The sequence below is a fragment of the Neobacillus sp. GCM10023253 genome (assembly GCF_042653105.1).
In the GTDB taxonomy this organism is placed as follows: Bacteria; Bacillota; Bacilli; order Bacillales; family Cytobacillaceae; genus Neobacillus; species Neobacillus citreus.
In genome coordinates this window covers 35375-55699 of record NZ_JBHSHV010000006.1, presented here as the reverse complement: position 1 = coordinate 55699, position 20325 = coordinate 35375, and the positions used below count along the sequence as shown (strand labels likewise).

The 20325-nt window shown below is 40.8% G+C and carries 17 protein-coding genes, 1 pseudogene and 1 riboswitch; of the genes and pseudogenes, 11 read left to right on the top strand and 7 right to left on the bottom strand.

The annotated features are described in order from the left end of the window. The first annotated feature begins 96 nt into the window (after nt 1-96). Both ACFPA1_RS07735 and ACFPA1_RS07730 read left to right on the top strand, forming a co-directional pair. Nucleotides 97-1827 carry a hypothetical protein gene (locus ACFPA1_RS07735; protein WP_378581929.1) on the top strand — a complete coding sequence of 577 codons (1731 nt, stop codon included), beginning with the start codon at nt 97-99 and terminating at the stop codon, nt 1825-1827. Between the two features lie 247 nt (nt 1828-2074). Beyond that, entirely contained in the window at nt 2075-2839 is a 765-nt protein-coding gene (locus ACFPA1_RS07730; protein ID WP_378581928.1) for an SDR family NAD(P)-dependent oxidoreductase, read from the top strand. Nucleotides 2840-2912: 73 nt separating this feature from the next. Here the strand turns inward: ACFPA1_RS07730 and ACFPA1_RS07725 are convergent, their stop codons facing one another. Further along, on the bottom strand, nt 2913-3353 hold the full coding sequence (locus ACFPA1_RS07725) for a GNAT family N-acetyltransferase (RefSeq protein ID WP_378581927.1): 441 nt from the start codon (nt 3351-3353) through the stop codon (nt 2913-2915). A gap of 337 nt (nt 3354-3690) precedes the next feature. On the opposite strand from ACFPA1_RS07725, the gene ACFPA1_RS07720 reads away from it, so the two are divergent. Together ACFPA1_RS07720 and ACFPA1_RS07715 are read left to right on the top strand one after the other, a co-directional pair. Continuing rightward, a complete protein-coding gene (locus tag ACFPA1_RS07720; protein WP_378581926.1) occupies nt 3691-4617 on the top strand; it encodes an alpha/beta hydrolase family protein in 927 nt (308 codons plus the stop codon). A gap of 861 nt (nt 4618-5478) precedes the next feature. Continuing rightward, nucleotides 5479-6045, top strand: coding sequence for a hypothetical protein (locus ACFPA1_RS07715; RefSeq protein WP_378581925.1), 567 nt, complete (start codon nt 5479-5481; stop codon nt 6043-6045). A gap of 410 nt (nt 6046-6455) precedes the next feature. On the opposite strand, the gene ACFPA1_RS07710 is transcribed toward ACFPA1_RS07715, so the two are convergent. Beyond that, the gene (locus tag ACFPA1_RS07710) at nt 6456-6635 is read right to left on the bottom strand and encodes a small, acid-soluble spore protein, H family (protein ID WP_213146075.1); all 180 of its coding nucleotides are present in this window, start codon (nt 6633-6635) and stop codon (nt 6456-6458) included. A gap of 173 nt (nt 6636-6808) precedes the next feature. On the opposite strand from ACFPA1_RS07710, the gene ACFPA1_RS07705 reads away from it, so the two are divergent. Beyond that, on the top strand, nt 6809-8353 hold the full coding sequence (locus tag ACFPA1_RS07705) for an ATP-binding protein (protein WP_378581924.1): 1545 nt from the start codon (nt 6809-6811) through the stop codon (nt 8351-8353). Nucleotides 8354-8463: 110 nt separating this feature from the next. Here ACFPA1_RS07705 and ACFPA1_RS07700 read toward each other — a convergent pair whose 3' ends face one another. Continuing rightward, nucleotides 8464-9228, bottom strand: a complete 765-nt coding sequence (locus ACFPA1_RS07700; protein ID WP_378581923.1) for a DUF3891 family protein — start codon at nt 9226-9228, stop codon at nt 8464-8466. A 133-nt stretch (nt 9229-9361) separates the two neighbouring features. Between ACFPA1_RS07700 and ACFPA1_RS07695 the strand changes: the two genes are divergently transcribed. Continuing rightward, complete coding sequence (locus ACFPA1_RS07695; RefSeq protein WP_378581922.1) at nt 9362-10069, top strand: hypothetical protein; 708 nt, start codon at nt 9362-9364, stop codon at nt 10067-10069. Nucleotides 10070-10100: 31 nt separating this feature from the next. On the opposite strand, the gene ACFPA1_RS07690 is transcribed toward ACFPA1_RS07695, so the two are convergent. The 3 genes from ACFPA1_RS07690 to ACFPA1_RS07680 form a co-directional block, all read right to left on the bottom strand. Beyond that, nucleotides 10101-10904, bottom strand: coding sequence for a metallophosphoesterase (locus tag ACFPA1_RS07690; RefSeq protein WP_213145986.1), 804 nt, complete (start codon nt 10902-10904; stop codon nt 10101-10103). A 126-nt stretch (nt 10905-11030) separates the two neighbouring features. Further along, nucleotides 11031-11834 carry an alpha/beta hydrolase gene (locus tag ACFPA1_RS07685; protein ID WP_378581921.1) on the bottom strand — a complete coding sequence of 268 codons (804 nt, stop codon included), beginning with the start codon at nt 11832-11834 and terminating at the stop codon, nt 11031-11033. Between the two features lie 174 nt (nt 11835-12008). Then, nucleotides 12009-12314, bottom strand: a complete 306-nt coding sequence (locus ACFPA1_RS07680; protein ID WP_213145988.1) for a DUF4257 domain-containing protein — start codon at nt 12312-12314, stop codon at nt 12009-12011. A 248-nt stretch (nt 12315-12562) separates the two neighbouring features. Here ACFPA1_RS07680 and ACFPA1_RS07675 point away from each other — a divergent pair, with 248 nt between their 5' ends. Continuing rightward, nucleotides 12563-14266 carry an NAD-dependent malic enzyme gene (locus tag ACFPA1_RS07675; RefSeq protein ID WP_378581920.1) on the top strand — a complete coding sequence of 568 codons (1704 nt, stop codon included), beginning with the start codon at nt 12563-12565 and terminating at the stop codon, nt 14264-14266. A 155-nt stretch (nt 14267-14421) separates the two neighbouring features. On the opposite strand, the gene ACFPA1_RS07670 is transcribed toward ACFPA1_RS07675, so the two are convergent. Next, nucleotides 14422-15201 carry an alpha/beta fold hydrolase gene (locus tag ACFPA1_RS07670; protein ID WP_378581919.1) on the bottom strand — a complete coding sequence of 260 codons (780 nt, stop codon included), beginning with the start codon at nt 15199-15201 and terminating at the stop codon, nt 14422-14424. Nucleotides 15202-15502: 301 nt separating this feature from the next. Between ACFPA1_RS07670 and ACFPA1_RS07665 the strand changes: the two are divergent. The 4 genes and pseudogenes from ACFPA1_RS07665 to ACFPA1_RS07650 form a co-directional block, all read left to right on the top strand. Further along, nucleotides 15503-16186, top strand: a pseudogene (locus ACFPA1_RS07665) (flavin-containing monooxygenase); the annotation flags it as partial. A 1083-nt stretch (nt 16187-17269) separates the two neighbouring features. After that, a complete protein-coding gene (locus ACFPA1_RS07660) occupies nt 17270-18145 on the top strand; it encodes an alpha/beta hydrolase (protein ID WP_378582476.1) in 876 nt (291 codons plus the stop codon). A 335-nt stretch (nt 18146-18480) separates the two neighbouring features. Next, nucleotides 18481-19698 (top strand): metallophosphoesterase family protein, encoded by a 1218-nt coding sequence (locus ACFPA1_RS07655; protein WP_378581918.1) that lies wholly within the window; start codon nt 18481-18483, stop codon nt 19696-19698. A gap of 239 nt (nt 19699-19937) precedes the next feature. After that, a riboswitch (cyclic di-GMP riboswitch) is annotated at nt 19938-20025 on the top strand. Nucleotides 20026-20053: 28 nt separating this feature from the next. Then, nucleotides 20054-20269 carry a hypothetical protein gene (locus tag ACFPA1_RS07650; RefSeq protein WP_378581917.1) on the top strand — a complete coding sequence of 72 codons (216 nt, stop codon included), beginning with the start codon at nt 20054-20056 and terminating at the stop codon, nt 20267-20269. The last annotated feature ends 56 nt before the right edge of the window (nt 20270-20325 follow it).

Here is a 20325-nt window from a genome sequence, read left to right as displayed (position 1 = left end):
AATAAGATGCCTTCAATTACAACTTGGACCCGTCTAGAACCGCGGTCCCGTAGTGAAGCTATACAGGCAAGTTTGCAGGCCAGGGTTTACGATCCCTTGTGGATGCTGGCCCGCCAGTGGCAGTTTGGCGAATTTCAAGGTGAGGATAACGGCTCACCGGTGGCTGTTCAGTTGCAGGCCGAGCAAAGCCAGTTAAGCCTGTTTTCTCCAGGAAGACCGCAGCGGCTTCCAATTAAAACTGATGCGAGTCCTTACGACAGTACGCTCCTGCCACTAGAGACAATGGTGGAGCGAGAGAAGGGCTCTGTCGCATCAACTGATCACTTCCGAAATCAGGTTGAATCAGGCCTTCATTTTATACGCTTGCTTGGCGTTACACTGGGTATGAAATACCGAACGAAGTATCTCGATGCATATCCTATCGATCCCTTGACCACAGAACAGCGTCAGGAAATGGATGCGGACAGCATCCGCTATCATGATGTGTTCGCAAGGCGTACGGTCAACGGCAGCAGGTTATACACAGATATGAAAAAAGGGATGGATACCAGTACGGGAATCCTGAAGAAGCTTCCTGCTCAGCCACTTATCGATCCAGCAGACCAGGCACAGGTGATAAAGCTGGCAACGGAATGGCTTTCTTGGTATGAATCTTTAGTCAGCCGGCCAGATCCATTCCAGCCTGCTGATACGTGGAAAGAGGAGAGAATGGAATACGACTTTGCCACTGCAGCGGCAGTATCCGCTTCACCAGGGGTTCCGAACGGCCAGCTTGTTATTGTAGCACCGGAATACCAGGGAGGGCACCTTGACTGGTATTCATTCTCCGTTGATCATCAAACATACTTGTCCGTCACAGGATGGTCACCATCCGTCAAAACGATCAATAAGTCGGTTCTGCCTACTCAGGTAAGCTTCCCTGGGATGCCGTCTTCCCGTTGGTGGGAATTCGAGAATGCCAATGTTAATATCGGCGCGATTGACAGTCCTCCTGATGATCTCGTGCGGATGCTCATGATGGAGTTCATGTTGGTCTATAGTAACGATTTCTTCTTGATTCCAATGGATTTAGACGTTGGCTCCATCTGTCAGATCTCCTCTCTTCGAGTTTGGAATACGTTCGGTGAAGAGGTACGGATTGACCCGGTCAGCAAAACCGAACCTGCTGGCAAGCCTTGGCGCATGTTCCAGCTCTCACAGGATACTCGCAGCAATTTGTCGGTTCCTAATGATCCTCTTAATCTATTCTTCCTGCCTCCAGTGCTTGGACCAAGCCTTGAGGGTTCCCCGTTGGAAGAGGTGCATCTGTTAAGGGATGAGACTGCTAACATGGCTTGGGGAGTCGAGATGGTCGTTGAAAGTCCTGCAGGTCTGCCGCTTAATCGACACGAGGACTACCAGGACGTGCTCCGCCGGAAGGAGATGCAAAAGGAGATCAAGTCTTCTGGTGTGACTGCAACTCGTTCCGGTCCGTTGGAGTATCGGGTAAGTACGGTTGTACCAGATCATTGGGTGCCATTCGTTCCAGTTCGACCGCCAGGATCTACCGAGGAAGCCAGAACGATTGGCCTTAAGCGCGGTACAGTCCTCCATCCCGAAAGTGGCCAACTAATCCAGCCAATCGGTAAGATACTTGCCGCCGATCCGCTGATTATCAAGGAGGAAGAGGTTCCACGAGAAGGAATCAAGGTTAGTAGGGCATACCAATATGCCCGATGGATAAACGGCGAGCCCTACCTCTGGATTGGACGCCGCAAAAGCGTTGGGCATGGTGAAGGAGGAATCGGTCTTAGATTTGATGTGGCAGAGCCAGGGGAGCAGTTCTAATGGCTTCGTGATAGGTCAGGCGGAAGGTTCTGGAGGCTTCTAGAAACTGTGGAATCTTTAATTTTTTTCAAAGTAGTAAAAAAATTAAAAACGGATATTAACATAGCCTAATGTAAAAGGATTTCTATAACATGAGTCGAATAAAGAATAACATTAAAAATTTTATGCAGGGGAACCAGATTCATAGAACCATAATTTCCAATCAGGTTGTACTAGATTAATAAAAAATCGGAAGTAGGAAATTTACATGTTATTTGATTTAACTGGAAAAGTAAGTATTGTTACAGGAGCTAGTAAAGGGATTGGTAAAGCAATAGCTGTAGGTTTGGCTGAAGCTGGGAGCCACGTTGTTCTCTGCAGCCGCACAAAAGTTGAGTTGGATGAAGTTGCCAAAGAAATTGAACAAAAAGGAGTAGAGGCCTTAGTTATTCCGTGTGATGTTTCAAATCCTAATGACATTCAAAATGTAGTAGATGATGCAGTTAATAAATTCCATCAAATTGACGTTCTCATAAACAATGCTGGAATAACGGTGAAAAGGCCGGCAGAGGAATACGACCTACATGATTGGAATAAGGTGATCGGTGTTAACTTAACGGGTGTATTTCTATTCGCCCAGGCAGTCGGCCGTCAAATGATTAAGCAAAAGAAAGGAACCATCATAAATGTTTCTTCCATTGGAGGGGAAACGGCACTTACCGGGTCAATAGCTTATTGTGCTAGTAAGGGTGGAGTGAATATGCTGACCAAAGTATTGGCGGTGGAGTGGGCTCCTCATGGCATAAGGGTAAATGGGATTGCACCTGCATATATTGAAACCCCTTTGGTAAAGGCCATTAAGGAGCAACGAAGTGAGTTTGCCCAAAGGATTGAGGCAAGAACACCACTAAATCGATTAGGAATGCCTGATGAATTAATAGGTTCGGCTATTTTCTTAGCCTCTGATGCTTCATCTTATATTACAGGTGAAACCTTAAAAGCTGACGGAGGTTGGACAGCTTTAGGACTTTAATGCATATGGATGAAGGATAAGCCAGGGGACAGGTCTCCTGGCTTTTATATGCAAGCAGAACCGTCCCCATGCCTCACCTCACAAATTCTAACAATATTTCTCCATGTTCCCTACGCCCAGTGTCACGAAATCCGAATGCTTGGTAAAATCGATTGGCGTCTGTATTTTCTTCTTTTACGCCAAGGATGATGGAGTCGCTGCAGTCATCGAGCTTTACCAGAAAGGTGATGGCTTGCGACAAAGCTGCTCGGCCATAGCCCTTTCCTTGGAAGGACTGGTCAATCATAAAGCGAATAATCCAATAGGTTCCATCCTCCGGGTCCTTGCCGTACATCAGAAATCCTATCATTCTAACATCTAAATAAATTCCCATCGGAACAAAGGATTGCTCAAATTTAGACTCTGCCAGCGAATATAAATTTGAAGCAATAAAAGTCTGCTGATGGGGGGCAACCTGCAATTGAATGGAATCCTCCCAATTTTCGTTAGTTATTGGTCTCAATGAAATAGACATGTGTTTTTTATTCTCCTTTTAGTTTTAAAAAATAAATTCCAAATCTATTAGGAAAATTATAAATTATTAGGAAAATATTGTATATATTTTTTATATAAGCACACCTTTGAGAAATGGATATAAAAAAAGTACATATAAAGGAATTTGGCAGCAAATTACAACTTAAGTTCGAATACCTCGCATGCCGTACAAGTCCTTGTTTATTTCTTCTAACAATCTAACAAATTCTTAATTTTATGGTAAAATAATCCTGTATCATACGGTGGGCCAAACTAACTACCTTTTAAAACAAAAATGCCAAGTGATTATATTGAGATAAATAGTGGGGGGACATAAAATGGTTGAAGAAAAAATTGTGGTTGGCGCAGGAACAAAGTACCCGCTTAATGGGATGTTGAGCATTCCTGAAGAGAGGAATGGTACCATTCCAGCGGTGATCTTGGTTCACGGTTCCGGGCCAAGTAATATGGACGGGAAAGTAGGAAATAATTTTATTTTTAAAGAATTTGCCGAAGGTTTGTCGGAAAGAGGAATCGCGGTCATTCGCTATGACAAGAGGACCTTCGTATATGGTAAAGAGATGAGAAACGATACTGGAATGTCGGTTAAAGAAGAAACTATTGAAGATGCCATCCTTGCAGCTGACTTGTTACGAAACGATCCACGGATTGATCAAAACAAAATTTTTATTATCGGACATAGTATGGGCGGGATGTTAGCTCCAAGAATTGACGCGGAAGGCGGAAATTTTGCTGGAATTATTATTATGGCTGGTTCACCGCGAAAATTAGAGGAAATCATGATGACGCAAAATGACCTCGCATTAAAGTCGTTGAACAGGGTTATAAGATTCATTGCAAAGAAGCAGGTAACTGCTTTATCATCCAAGTTAGATAACATTTACAACCTAACAGATGAGGAGGCAAAATCAACCCCCGTTTTAGGCAAACACGTTAAAGCTTACTACCTTAAAGAAATGGGTGAACACCCATCCATTCATTATCTTAAGGATTTAGATAAACCGGTTTTAATCATGCAAGGAGAAAAAGATGTTCAATCAACCGTAGAAGATGATTTTGAAGCTTACAAAAAGCAATTGGATCAAAAGCCGAATGTAACATTTAAACTATACCCAAACCTAAATCACCTATTTATGCCAGCCATCTATGGGAATATCCTAAAAGTCCAAAAAGAGTACAAGGTTGCCCAGAAAGTAGAAAGCCAAGTTTTCAAAGATATCGCCGATTGGATCCATTCAGTTTGAGGCATGGGGACGGTTCTAGACCGCTGAAAAACACACAGATAAAAGACATTTTTGTCTTCTGTTAAGGCAGATTTATCTTTGAGAAAGTCGATAAAAGACTTATACTTTTCGCAAGGGCGATTTTGTCTTTGATACATCGGATAAAAGACATTTTCGGTCTTATAAACCTTTTATAATTCCATTTTTACCATTCTCCACACCAATTACGGTCTTATGAACCTTTTATAAGACCGTTTTCACCATTGCTCCATAGCAATAACGGTCTTATGAACCTTTTATAAGACCATTTCAATCATGCTACATATCAACTTCGGTCTTATGAACCTTTTATAAGACCATTTTCACCATTGCTCCATAGCAATAACGGTCTTATGAACCTTTTATAAGACCGTTTTCACCATTGCTCCATAGCAATAACGGTCTTATGAACCTTTTATAAGACCGTTTTCACCATTGCTCCATAGCAATAACGGTCTTATGAACCTTTTATAAGACCATTTTCACCATTGCTCCATAGCAATAACGGTCCTATGAACCTCTTATAAGACCATTTTCACCATTACTCATAACAATAACGGTCTTATAAACCTTTTATAAAACCATTTTTGCCATTGCTACCCTACAATTTCGATTTATGAATCTTTTATAAGACTGTTTTTACCATACACAAAGGCGATTTTGTCTATGATAAACAGAAATAAGTTATATTTCTCAGTGGTCTCGGACGGTTCTCATGTATCATTTTAAGGTCCTTTAGGAGTGCCGAATATCAGACCGACATGTTGCTGCATGTACGGTCTTTTGGTTTGTATGGTAAAATATTGAAGGATGGAAGTAGTCGGGTTATTCGGAGGGGATACTGTGTATTTTTCAAATGAAGAGTTAAAAAGAATCATTGAAACAAAGCCAGTAGGCGGCTTCTATCCTTATAACCTCAAAGAATACGATGATGATGCTGCGGACGAATATATCTCAAAAGTTGTTGGATCGTTGGCAGCAATCAAAAATCTTGATTATAAAGCTGAATTTGAACACTATGGGAGCGGATATGCTTCCTATGTAGAGGTTTTTTGCTATAAAAAAGATGGAAGCTCTTCTGAAGAACGAAATGGTGTATTAGAGATTGATGGAATTAGAATTTATATATGCCGCCTTACTCCAGTTGCTGTAATTGGGAAGGGGAGAGTTACTAAACACGACAAAGGAGGAAGCAGTGATTTCCTGCCAAGTCAAAATGTCGATGTATTACCATCAGGAGACTGGGAAGAGATGGCAGCAGGAATCAGGGGTGTGTTAGCAAGGTACCATTTCAAGGATCTAGACAGTAATTATGTTAGCCAACCGCTGCCTTTTGAAGCGGATATCCCTACGCTCCTAGGCGATCCACCGTATAAGATTTTCGATGCCTTATTTTATTGGGAAGATTAATTTTTTGTATGTCATCTAGGTCCATTTTAACATCTATGGGGGTGTGAGTTATTCTCGTTATTGACTTTCTAATAGATATTGCAGGCGAAATTATTGAACATTTAATCCCCAATCCTACCGCTAAGTTTGAAAAGAACATCATCCGGTTAAAAGACGAGGCTTGGTTTTCAGAGCTAGAGAAAGATTATCGATTCCAATATATTATTTATAACAACCGAAAAGTAAAGCGCTTTTTAAGTAACGAAACAAATGTTAAAAAGATTACAAGTATGGATTCAGAACGGGAGCAATTCATTCTTCTTGTAAAAGAAGAGCATGAAAAATTCGTGGGCCTGCGAAAGTAGTTAAACCGTCCTCTAATAAAAAGGCTGTATCGCCATTACGATTCAGCCTTTTCCTTATCAGTCTTTTTATTTTTCCGCCAAACCATCAATTGAAACAAGCCGCTTTTCATCATGTGTCCCTCTTTGAGTGACTAACGCCATACTCGAAGTGTCTTCAATGCTTTCAATCCAAACTGGAATACCATGGTACTGAACTGCTATTTCATTTTCTGCTGCCAATATTTCCTTGACCCTATTTAGATCCATTTCCATCACCTCAATGTTATTTTTCCAAAAAGTCATAACATTATAAGAAAATAAACCAAACACAAATTAAAAAAGCAATGCCATCACCCGTCGAAATTTTTTCGAAAAAGAGGAATTTAGTAAAATCTTGTCTAATATTAGGTAATAAATACTATTTTTTTATGAGGGATAAGATGAGCAAACATTACGAGTATATTGGTTCAAAGATAAAGGAATTGAGTGTGGATATTTTTCAAAGAACCGATTCACCTATTGGAAAAGATGAATTCTTCAACCCTATATATGAGGAATTGGTATTTCCGAGGCATTCAGCAGAAGACTTATTCATTCATATAGGGGAGTTCTTAATTAGCCAGACAGAAGAACATAAAATGAACTTAGTTAAATTTGTGGAAGTCTTTGGTCTTCAATTAATAAAATCTAGAGCTTCTTTGGATCAATCGATCCATTTCTTGTACTTAACTCGTTGTTCAATTATCGATTTGCTAGAACAAGAATTACTTCAAGAGAGGATTCCGATAAAAAACTACTTTGAAGTGATGAAAATAATTGAATATTTATACCAGCTAATTTCCAAAACTCTTTTGAATATTTACTCTGAGGAGATGTCAGTCATTAAAATAGCCTTGGATGAGTCGAAAGAGGATTTAAAAATGACACTTCGAGAGCATGCAGATTTAGAGCGAGCCTTAAATGAAGCGACCATATTTGCTATATCCGACCAAGAAGATAATATCTTATACGCAAATGATAAATTTTGTAATTTATATCAATATACTAAAGAAGAATTAATAGGGAAAACACACGATATATTCTCTTCTAACTTTCATCCTCCAGATTTCTTCAATGAGATATGGGAGACCATTCAAAGCGGCAAGGTATGGAAGGGCGAAATTCTTAATCAAGCGAAGGATGGGACAAAATATTGGCTAGATACAACGATCATTCCGTTTGTTGATTCAAATGGAGAGCGTTATAAACATATCTCCATTCAATATGATATTACTGAAAAAAGGAATTCAGAAGAAACGCTACGCAATACCGAGAAACTTTCGATGATTGGAGAATTGGCTGCTGGCATAGCCCACGAAATTCGAAATCCGTTAACAACCATTAGGGGATTTGTACAACTAATGAATCAAAATGGAATAGAACCTTACTACTATACGGACACCATTATTGATGAAATTGATCGTATTAATTACATTGTTAGTGAATTGATGATTTTTGCTAAGCCACACCAGGTTCAATATAATGAATGTAATATTAATAGTATTTTAACCAGTGTGATTAAATTTCTTGAACCGGAGGCAAATCTTAAAAATGTGGAGATTGAATACGAACTTCCCACAGAGGATGTCATCATTTCTGGCGAAAGAAATCAATTAAAACAAGTGTTTTTAAATTTACTAAAGAATTCTATCGAGGCTATGCCTTCAGGAGGTAAGATATATATTTTGCTTGAAAGGTCAACGCAAAATATAGTAATCACCATAAAGGATGAAGGTATAGGAATGGAGACAGAACAGATTAAAAAACTCGGGGAGCCTTTTTTTACGACAAAGCAAGATGGGAATGGCTTAGGGCTAATGGTGAGCTATAAGATCATTCAAAACCATAAGGGATCCATTCATGTGAATAGTAACTTGAACCAAGGCACCACTTTTACTATTTCATTTGAAAGTCCTCAAAAAGACAAAATTGTTAAAGAAAGCTAAAATCTTTTTCTGAAAAAAGGTTGCTTTCTTCACCATCCGGATGAAACATGGGGACGGTTCTTTTGCCTCACATTCTAGCGCAAATGAGGCATGAGAACCGTCCCTATGCATCAGAACGTAACTTTTCTAATGGTTTCTGGTGTATCAGCATAGGCTTTCAACAAACCCTTTATCATTATTTCTTCTTTGTTAACTTCTTTAAAAGGTAAATAAACCTGTAATTGCTTGGAGAGGGGAGAATGTGAAAGTTCAACTGTTTCCAGATCAGTCCAATGTGCGTGGATGGGCTGGTTATTTGCGAATGGAAACGCTTCCGGAAATCCGTTTCGGAAAAAGGGGTGCTCATCTGCTTTTTCTACCCCAGGTTCGTTCAGGCAGATATAGAGGGAGAGGTTATCACAAAACTTAAGAATCTTGAGGTGATACATGAACAGGTTTTCCATGTCTATATTTCCCTTGATTCCCAAATTATCAAATAGGTAGTGGAGCCTCTTTCGTTCATCGGCAACAAATTCCTTAGCAAGTGGATCTACCTCGTTCTGCAGAAATGAAACAAAATGCAAACTACAAAGAAGACTGGCATACTTGCTCATACATTCTACTTCATCAATTCCTTTTTTATAAATAGCAGTCTTTAACTTCATGGGGTGATCGATAAATGAGTATGGTTTGTCTTTTTCGTTATTCCATAAAGGCCATTCGTCAGCCTCAATCCAGCCACGATCGTGTTCACTTATGGCTAGAACCACTTCATCTTTCAAATCCACTCCGTAAAAATAATCATTTTTCCAGGACTGTGCAAATATGCCTGATATCCTGGCGTGGTCATCCTGTTTTATCATAATAAAGCTACCTTCCTGCTCATAAATAATCATTTTCCCACACTCCTTTCTAGAAATGATTGCTCTTTCTTAATAAATATTTATGGGATTAGGAGAAATGCATAATTTTGTAGACGATTCGACTATATGTTTTTTATTTATTTACATGCAATAGGGGGAAGTCATCATGCCAAACTTATCAGAGTTTCGACCTAGCTCAGCTGGGTTTAAATTCGGTAACAGCTTTCCAAGTGTTCCTTTAAAAAAATTTGATATTTGGGGTAGGCAGATTACATTTGGTGATGCATCTTACGGCCTTTGTGGCGGAATGGTTTTTGCAGTCATGGACTACTTTGAAGCAAACATGTCAATCCCGTCAAATCAGGCAGCCCCTTCCGCTGGTCCGTTATTTGACTTTATCGTTAACCGGCAGATTAATAGTTTAAATTTGCCCTTAGGTTTTATTAAATATTTGTATTTGATGAATCCTGTACTACCGGACGATGAAACAATGGCTAGTAAAATAGGGGCTGCACCGCACGGAAGGTCCTGGAGAATGATAATAAATGAATGGCCACGAATTAAAAATGATCTTGATCATGGAAAGCTATCGCCGCTTGGTTTAGTAAGAGTAAAATCCCTCAATCCTTTTCAGTTTGGAAAAAATCATCAAGTTCTTGCATACGGATATCACTTGAATAAGAACGATCTGTCCATTAATATATATGATCCTAATTACCCAAACGATGATCATGTCACGATCTCCTTAAATATTGAAAATCCCGCGTCCGCAACAACCGTTGTGCATTCAAAGTCCTCAGGGCCTATTTATAGTTTTTTTAGGACAGATTACAAATTTAAAAGGCCGGTGGATAAGGGCCGAATCGATAATTAATATAAGCCGTTTTTTCTACCTAAAGGGGACATCAAATCTCAATAACTTTAATCGCAGAAAAAATCTCTTCTTCCGCTGTTTGGTGATGCCATTCATGTGGATAGTATCCTAATGGGTTGCAGATGATTTCGATTCCGTTATAGTGCTCATGGTATCTGGTATGGATATGACCGAAAATATACTTTTTTACGCCATATTTCAATGCCAATTCACCAAAACGTTCGCTGCCCATCATGGCATTGAAAAAATCCCAAGATGGATCGCCCTTTAATTGTAAATATTTTTTAAAGGGAACGACATGTGTAACCATGATGATATTTTTACCGTGATACTCCTTTAACCAGTTCTCGAGCTTTTCAACGTAACGGTCCGTTTCTTCGCCATCCGAACCCGGCCAATGGGCATATTGCTTATCCGGCCATGTAAAGTCGTTGAACGTGCCGATCCTAAATTGTTCTTCCGTGTAACCTTCGATTTGAAAACTATAATCATACCAACCGCCATCACCAATTACGACCCAGTCCTCATTTAATTCAACCGGGCCATTTCCAAGATTCCCGGGGAACTGAAGCAATTTTTCATTAGCGACCTTAGAATCTTCATAATAGACATCATGGTTGCCGTGCACAAATAGGATCTTTGTCTTGGCAAAATCATTTTGTAGCTTATTCAAAAGAGCAAGGCTTTTATCCGGACCCGCTGTCATATCACCGCTGATCATAAACACATCGGGCCGATTGGTTTCCATCCATTTATTTAACACCGCCATAATTTCATTCTGAGTCCGTTTTCGATTCAAGCCTTCATGAATATCTGACAAAATTGCGATTTTCATCTACAGTCCTCCCTGCAAAAATAGTCCTTCCTACAATTTCTTTAAACCCAATCCATTTTCCTTTATTAAAGCAAAAAAGTGCCGGGCACCACCCATTTTAGAGTAGTGCCCGGCACCTTTTAAAAATTACCACCATATCTGCGGTGCTTTCGTTTCCTGAAGAGGGGGTATTGTTTGTTCAACATTTTCCCAATTTAGTTGGTCCAAAAATTGAAAAACATCTTCCTCCACACTATTTCGTTCGTCCTCGAGGGTAATAATATGACCTGAGTTCTCGTACCACTTGATTTCTTTATTGGCAGTTTTAATTCCGTTATATATGATTTGCGGGCTTTCCATATCAATAACATCATCAAGTCGTCCTTGAACGATGCAGGTTGGAACTGTTATTTTATGTAACTGAGTGGAAACATCCGACACTAGCCTCTTTAAACCTTCGACCGCTGGCATACTGTTATCCTGAAATGCACTCAAATCACTTGTGATTTGTTCTTCCGTTTTTCCTTCTAACTCCTTGTACTGTTTGGCATAGGCCCGTACCATTTTTGGCAGCGTTTCTTTATTTTTAAATCCCATCGGTGCACACATTGGGACAACTCCTGCCAATGGAACCTCGGTTGCCAGCTTTAAGGAAAAAACTCCCCCAAGGGAGATTCCAATTACTGCGATTTTTTCGTAACCTTTTTTCTTTAATAGCTGGTAACCCTCCAATACACTTTTCCACCAATCTTCCGGAGTGGAGTTCATAAGCTCTTCGGGCGGGGCGCTGCCATGTCCTTTATATAGGGGTGCATGGGAGGAGTAGCCTTTTTCTTCTAAAAAACGGCCTAACATACGTACATCTGCTGTGTTGCCGGTAAAACCATGAAGAAGCAACACTGCGCGGTCGCCGCCTTCAAATGTAAAAGGTTCGGGTGCTTTTAATTGCATGTCCAAACTCCTTTAACTGAGATATTTTTTGGTTAGTTTTTGTCTCCCTTGAGCAATTCATTACAAAATTACTCATGTTAATTTTAGATAAAGCCAGTGTTTATAATGGATTGAATTACAAAAAACAGCATCAGTTAAGACTGATGCTGTGGGGTTGAAACTAATCTTTTTCGGTTATTGATTGTTGGACTTTGCTTTCTCCTCATTGTGCTGTCTGATAATTTTATAACTTGTAAGAGCTGCATCACCTGAAATTCCGGCAATTAGCGAGAAGAAGATATTTTCTATAAAGGAATTAGGAGCGGTATAAAAAACGAGAAGGAGCGCAGCAATGGCACCTAGAAGCATTTCCTCAAGAAACCCGAGATAAAGAAATTTTTTTGTTCGGCGCGGCATGACAATTTTGCCATGCTTCCGAACATGTCCAAGAATTCCGACTGTCCCACCAATTACTAAAGAGAAAATAATGTCATCCAACACTTGTTTCTCACTCTCCTTAAGCCTATTTTTTTTGACCTAAGGTAAATCTTGGTGTATTACCATTATACTAAACTTGGAAACACAATAAAATTGGGAAAAATTCCAAATTTTTGGTGAAATGAGGCATGGGGACGGTTCTTTTGCATCATTTTTAATCGTAAATGATGCACGAGAACCGTCCCCATGCATCAACTTATCGAAAAAGAACAAAGATAATTATTATGAGTAAAAAGAAAGGGGGAGAATTCATGAATGTTCCGGAAAATGTGATTATTACATCGCTTAGAGGTAAAGAAGTTCTTTCTAATCCTTTTTTGAATAAAGGAACGGCTTTTACGAAAGAAGAGAGGGAGGATCTTGGACTCGATGGTTTGCTGCCGCCTCGGGTGCTCACGCTTGATGAACAGGTAAAAAAAGTCTATGAGCAATATTCAATGCGGACCACCAATTTGTTCAAAAACGGCGTACTTTATGATTTATATAACCGCAATGTCGTTCTGTTTTACCGTCTGTTGAAGGATCATTTGGCAGAAATGCTTCCGATTATCTATACTCCGACTGTAGGTGAAGCGATAGAGACCTATTCCCATACCTACCGTCGCCCAGGTGGACTGTATCTTTCCATCGATGACCTAGATGGCATTGAAACGGCATTTTATAATCTTGAACTTCCTAAAAATGGGATTGATTTAATCGTTGTTACGGATTCAGAAAGCATTCTCGGGATAGGGGACCAAGGGGTAGGCGGCATTAATATCGCAATCGGTAAACTTGCGGTCTATACAGCAGCTGCTGGTATTGATCCAAGCCGCGTTCTGCCAGTTGTCCTAGATGTTGGTACAAACAACCAGACGTTGATTTCTGATCCTATCTATATCGGTAACAAATTTGCGCGTGTTAGAGGAAAGCGTTATGAGGATTTCATTGATATATTCATCCAGACTGCCAGAAAGTTTTTTCCTGAGGTGCTTCTTCACTGGGAGGATCTTGGAAATGTGAACGCACGCAACATCATGGCCAAATATGGTGACAAAATCCTTACCTTCAACGATGACATCCAGGGAACAGGTGCCGTTACCCTTGCTGCAATTATGTCTGCCTTGAAAGTCACAGGCACATCCCTGAAGGATCAGCGGATTGTAATGTTCGGACCAGGGTCGGCCGGCATTGGAAACGCTGACCAACTGGTAGATGCTATGATTCTTGAAGGTTTAACGAGGGAAGAGGCCTATGACCGTTTCTGGGCAATTGATTACCGTGGGTTGTTGACTGACGTATCTGGGGACGTCTTGAATTTCCAGAAACCATATTTGCGGAAAGCAGAAGAAGTGAAGGACTGGGATCGGAATGAGGATGGCATCATTTCATTAATCGAAGTAGTCGGGAGGGTAAAACCAACCATCTTGATCGGTACCTCTGGACAAGCGGGCGCATTTACTGAAGATATTATAAAAGAAATGGTCAAGCATGTTGAACGGCCGATTATTATCCCAATGTCCAACCCGACTGCACTGGCGGAAGCAGTCCCAGAAAACCTAATCAAATGGACTGATGGAAAGGCGTTAATAGCAACTGGCAGCCCGTTTGATCCTGTTGTATACAATGGAGTTTCCTACGAAATTGGGCAGGCAAACAACGCATTTGTATTCCCAGGGCTTGGCCTTGGAGCCATTGTTGCAAAAGCTGAAATCATCTCAAAAGGAATGTTTGCAGCCGCAGCTAATGCCGTTGCCAAAATGACAGACACTAGTAAACCAGGTGCATCGCTCCTGCCAGCCGTTGAAAACCTGCACGAAGTTTCAGAATACGTTGCCGTTGAAGTAGCCAAAGGGGCCATAAACGAAGGAATAGCGAGGGCAGACATTCAGAATGTGGAGCAAGCAGTTACCGAAGCCATGTGGGAACCTGAATATAAGGAAATAAAAAGTGTAGGAATTTGGACAAGTATTTAAAAGGGTGATGCATGGGGACGGTTCTCGTGCATCATTCTTAGTGCGAGGATTTTAAGTTAACCCCTAAGATGAAATCAGACCGGACATGTGAATGCATGTTCGGTCTTTCAAATTTGGATTTATTTCTAGCAGTTTCGCCACATCCATTTATTCCTTCAGGCAGAAACAGATGTTAAAAAGTGTAATACCACATGGTTGAATTCATCAGTTTTTTCGATTTTCCCCACATGGCCCGCTTTTTTGATCGTATAAAACTTGGAGTTTGGTATTAATTTATGCATTCTTTTTTGATTGAAGGGGGGACAAATTCTATCATTCTGACAGGAAATGACCAAAGTGGGAACATTCATTTTTTTCAATGTTTGCCGATAATCAATTTCCAAACATGCGTTTACTCCTGGTAGAAATCCGTCAAGATGTTCGGACCAAATTGGCATGACTTTTTGAACGGCTTCTTCATTTTTATCATGCAAACATCTCGAAGTCGCTCCTGTGTGGAATTTTTCAATCGTCAAGTTACTTGTAAATTTTTTGTTTGTCCGCAGCAATAGTTTTTTTAACCACTTCGGAACGTAAAAAAGAGTGTTTGCAAGGATGAGTGACTTTATTTTTTCCGGACGTATCTTATAAATTTCCTGCGCAACCATTCCTCCCATGGAAAAACCAAGGATATGCGCTTCGTTCAAGCCTAATTGTTCCAATAACTCAACAATGTCTCTTGCAAAGGCGTTGATGGTTATTTCTTGACTTTCTGAACACCTGGTTTTTCCAAAGCCCCGTAAATCAGGGATAATTAAATCGAAATGTTCTGCCAGCTCATGTTGAAATTTCCATCCTTCTTTTCGTTCCCCCAACCCATGAATGAGTACTAGCGGATCGCCGTTGCCTAATCGATCATAGTAGAGATTGACTCCGTTTACCGACGCGAAAAGCAAGGTAATCTCCTCCTATTAATGTATTATTCTATTTTTATAGAGAAAGAATCCTAATTAAATAGTGATAAATATGAATGTTGTTATAATTATAGCGTTTTTTTTACTGTCTTTAGGTTAAAATTTTAAAAATATTTAATTTATGGACCATCCCATGAACCTATCCCCAAAAAATTTATTCTGTTAAAAGGACTTTTAATCATCCAGAAAGAATATATTTGATAGCGCTTACAGATGGCGCGGGGACGTTCTGTTGCATCATGCCGTTTTATTCAGGTGGTCATGGGAAAATACATAGTAAAGTATGAGAATCGTCCCCATTTCCCAAAGGAGGAATTTGCAAATGGCATTGAATCAACAAAGTGGTCAGGTGTTTGATGCTGTGGTGGTTGGGGCTGGGTTTTCTGGGTTGTATATGCTTCATCGGCTGCGGGAGGCCGGGTATTCGGTTCGCGTTTATGAGGCGGCGGATGATGTTGGGGGCACCTGGTATTGGAATCGCTACCCGGGTGCGAGATGTGACATCGAAAGTATTTACTACAATTATACTTTTTCAAAGGAGATTTTGGACGAGTGGACGTGGTCATCCAGATATGCCGAGCAGCCGGAAATCTTAAGCTACATAAATTTTGTGGCAGATAAACTGGACCTAAGGCGCGACATTCAGTTCAACACAAGGATTACAGCCGCCCGCTACAATGAAGAATCGCGTAACTGGGAGATTCGCATGGAAGATGGCACTTTCGTCTTAGCTGAATACTTTATCACCGCATTAGGCTGTCTTTCTTCTTCTAACATCCCTAAATTTAAGGGATTAGACAGCTTCAAAGGCGAGATGTACCACACAGGAAGATGGCCGCACAAGAAGGTGGATTTTAGCAGCAAGCGTGTCGGGGTGATCGGAACTGGTTCAAGTGGAATTCAGGCAATCCCGGTTATTGCCAAAGAAGCGGGACACCTCACTGTTTTTCAACGGACACCGCAGTATAGCTGTCCAGCGCAAAATCATTCACTTGAGGCAGAAGAAATCCGCAAGACTTGGGAAAATTATGATGAGACTAAACAGCAAATGCGATACTCGCAGCACGGTGTACCATATGGACCTCGGATGCGGTCTGCCCTGGAGGATTCCCCAGAAGAACGAGAACGTTTATATGAAAAAGCCTGGCAAGAGGGCGGACTATTTTCACTTACCTACAACTACAATGATATAGCTATGGTGCCAGAGTCGAATGACACCGCCGCATCCTTTATCCGCTCCAAGATTAAGCAAATTGTTCATGACCCCGAAGTAGCACAAAAGTTAATGCCGACCTACTACTACGCTACTAAACGACCTATCATAGATACCAACTATTTTGAAACCTACAACCGAGAAAATGTCTCACTTGTCGATATTAAGACAGCGCCAATTATGGAAATTACACCTGATGGAATCAATACGACAGACAACGAGTATGAACTAGATGTCCTTGTGTTTGCGACTGGTTTTGATGCCATGACAGGACCTTTATTTAAAATTGATATTCGTGGAAAAAACGATGTCTCGCTCAAGGATAAGTGGGCAGACGGCGCCGAGTTGAAGACCTATCTTGGACTATCCACTTCCGGATTCCCGAACATGTTTATGCTGACCGGTCCGCAAAGCCCATCGGTACTAAGCAACATGATGGTTTCGATTGAGCAGCATGTGGATTGGGTTGCCGATTGCATTGATTATCTTCGTGAGCATCATTTGGAAGCATTTGAGGCCACTGAAGAGGCGGAAGCATTTTGGAGCCATCAATGCCGCGCTATTGCCGACATGTCTCTGCTAACTAAAACAGATTCCTGGTACATGGGTGCGAATATCGACGGTAAGCCGCGCGGATTCCTTGCCTTTGCCGGAGGAGTTGGGCTATATCGATTAATTTGTGATGATATTGCAGCAAGAGGCTATGAAGGGTTTACCTCTCTGCTAGCACATGATAACCAAGATGATAGCAAAGTGAAGGAGGGATTTTTCGTGTCAAATATTGATCCTCAAGCATGGTTTATTTTAAAACAATTAGAGTCCGCCGGTGCTCCGCCTATGGAGCAGCTAACTCCGGAACTAGCCAGGATGGGTGATTTTAGTCTAATAGCGGGCGCGCCTGAAGAGGTAGCCAAAGTAGAAAACAGGACCATTCCGGTTCCGGGTGGAGAAATCCCTGTTCGTATTTACACGCCGGAGGGTGAAGGACCATTCCCAGCATTGGTTTACTACCATGGAGGGGGCTGGGTTATCGGCAACCTGGATACGGTTGACGTGCCTTGCCGTATGTTGGCAAACAGAGCAGGCTGCGTCGTCGTATCTGTCGATTACCGATTGGCCCCTGAGCACAAATTCCCGACTGCCGCTGAGGATTCGTATGCCGCAGCAAAGTGGTTATCGGAAAATGCTGCATCCATCCAAGTAGACCCTGAGCGTATTGCAGTAGGAGGTGATAGTGCTGGCGGAAACCTTGCAGCAGTTGTGGCCTTAATGGCTCGTGAACAGGGAGGCCCTTCATTTGCCTATCAAATGCTTATCTATCCTGTCACAAATCACGCTTATGACACGGACTCTTATCGTGATAATGCAGAGGGTTACTTTTTAACAAAAAATACAATGGTCTGGTTCTGGAATCATTATCTACGTAATGAAGAGGATGGCCAAAATCCGTATGCATCCCCATTATTGGCAGAGGATTTAAGCGGACTTCCGCCTGCGCTGGTGATTACGGCAGGCTTTGATCCGTTGCGCGATGAAGGGGAAGCCTATGCGGAACGGCTGAAAGCAGCAGGCGTACCGGTGGAAGCGACACGCTATGAAGGAATGATTCACGGTTTCTTCTGGATGCCGGGAGTGCTGACGGAAGCACATAACGCCATCAACCAGGCAGCCAATGCATTGAAGCAAGCTTTTAGTGCTGTAAAAACTATATAGATAGAATGCTGATTTAGGAGTCTAACTCATAACTGGACGGGACATATATTTTTTTAAACCATTGTTAAAATGACATTAGTAATAAATAGTGAAATGAAAACAGGGTGACCCAATCACATGTTTTTTATGTGAAACAACTGACCTTGATTGCGAATTTAATAAAAATAAATCCACTTCGAGTAGCTGGGCTCAGGTGGATTTATTTATGTCTTGCATTCTTTACCAATTTATAATCAATAATTTACATAAGCCATACAGAGAATTAAAATCTCCTTGCTATTTTATTAATAGGTACTTTTTTAATATTTAATAAAAAGACTTGAGGAGGTTTTGTAATGAGTAATCAGGAGTCACACAAGGAGATGGACAGAAGAAAATTTATCAAAATAGGGGGAATAGGCACACTTGCCTTAACATTGGGAGCAGCTGGCCTTCCAAAAGATTTGTTTTCTGGGACAGCCTATGCCGAATTAAATGATGATATGAAACTTCAATTTAATCCAGACGGCAAATTCAAGATTGTTCAGTTTAATGATACACAGGATGATGAAAATATTGACCGCCGTACCATACAGTTGATGGAAAAAGTCCTCGATACAGAGAAACCGGATTTTGTGGTCCTAAACGGAGACAACATCACTGGTGGCTGTGACACTCCTACCGAAATGAAACAAGCCATAAACAATGTGGCGCAGCCGATGGAGCAAAGAGGGATTAAGTGGGCCATTACATACGGAAATCATGATGAGGATTCCACTCCAAAAAGCGGCCTAAATGAGGAGGACATGCTGGGCATTTATATGTCTTACCGATACAATATGAACACACCTGGGGTAAAAGACATAACGGGTACTGGAAACATGAATCTTCTTATCAAAAATTCAAAAGGTACAGATGCGGCATTCAACCTTTGGTTGCTTGACAGTGGAAGATATGCCCCTCAAACGATTGCGGGACAAGATTTTAAAGGATACCCGACATGGGACTGGCTTCGTATGAACCAGGTCAACTGGTATTATGAGACATCGAAAAAACTTGAGCAGCAGTGGGGGCATAAGGTTCCATCGCTTGTATTTATTCATATCCCGCTTTGGGAACATAGATTTATGTGGTTCGGAAGTGTGGACGGAAGAACAGATGCTGATCACGCAAATGCTGTAAACAAACATAATATTGTTGGAGAAAGAAATGAAGAGGAATGCCCAGGGCCAATCAACAGCGGAATGTTTTCAGCTATGCTGGAAAGAGGAGATGTCAAGGGGGTCTTCTGCGGACATGACCACGTAAATACTTATATGGGTAACTATTATGGAATCCTGCTCGGCTATTCCGGCAGCACTGGTTTTGGTGCATACGGCCTTTCGGGGGCTGATCGAAACAGATTGCGCGGTGCCAGGGTTTTCAATTTAGACGAAAACTCAAAGGACGTACTAGTGGAAACTCATATGGTGTTTGCTAAAGATTATGGCATCGATTTGACAGCCAATGACCAAAGTATTGCACCTGGGCCAATAGATGAAGGCAAAAAGAATGAAAAAGTGGTAAGAAATTAAATCATGGGAATTGAATTCAATTTGATTATTTTTTTCATAACATAATCAATTCAAACCCAAACTGGACGCTTAAAAAATTAAAAGTTTTATTTAACATCCCTGCCAACAAGAAAGCTGGCAGGGATGTTAACAATGGAATCAAATTTATAATTGTCACTTTTCTTAGTTTATGTTTACCATAAAAAATATTTTTATGTAATATTTGAAAAAATTGTAATATAATATAAATAATTAGTTTATTTAGATAAAGGCAAACCACTCGAAAGATTGGGACGCAAAGCTACAGGTCTAAGGGTTCGATGAAACTAGGATGGCTGAGCTGCCTAAAATAGTAGATATTTTAGGGGGATTTCATTTGACTACACTTGCTTATGACAACGAACTTGAAATGGACGTGGTGGAACTTAGTGATGAAAATATTATAGAGAGGTACATAACAGCTTTACTAAAAATGGCCGACAAAAATTACAAATTGTTAGAAAAAGAATTGTTGAAAAGAAGGTTATTTTTGGTTGCCTTAGAACGCTATGATAGAAAAAAGACGTTTTTCCAGACTGGCATTTCTGATTAGAGGCGCAGAAGCCACTCGAAAAAGAAAGCTCCAAGGACTTTTTAAAGTGCTTGGAG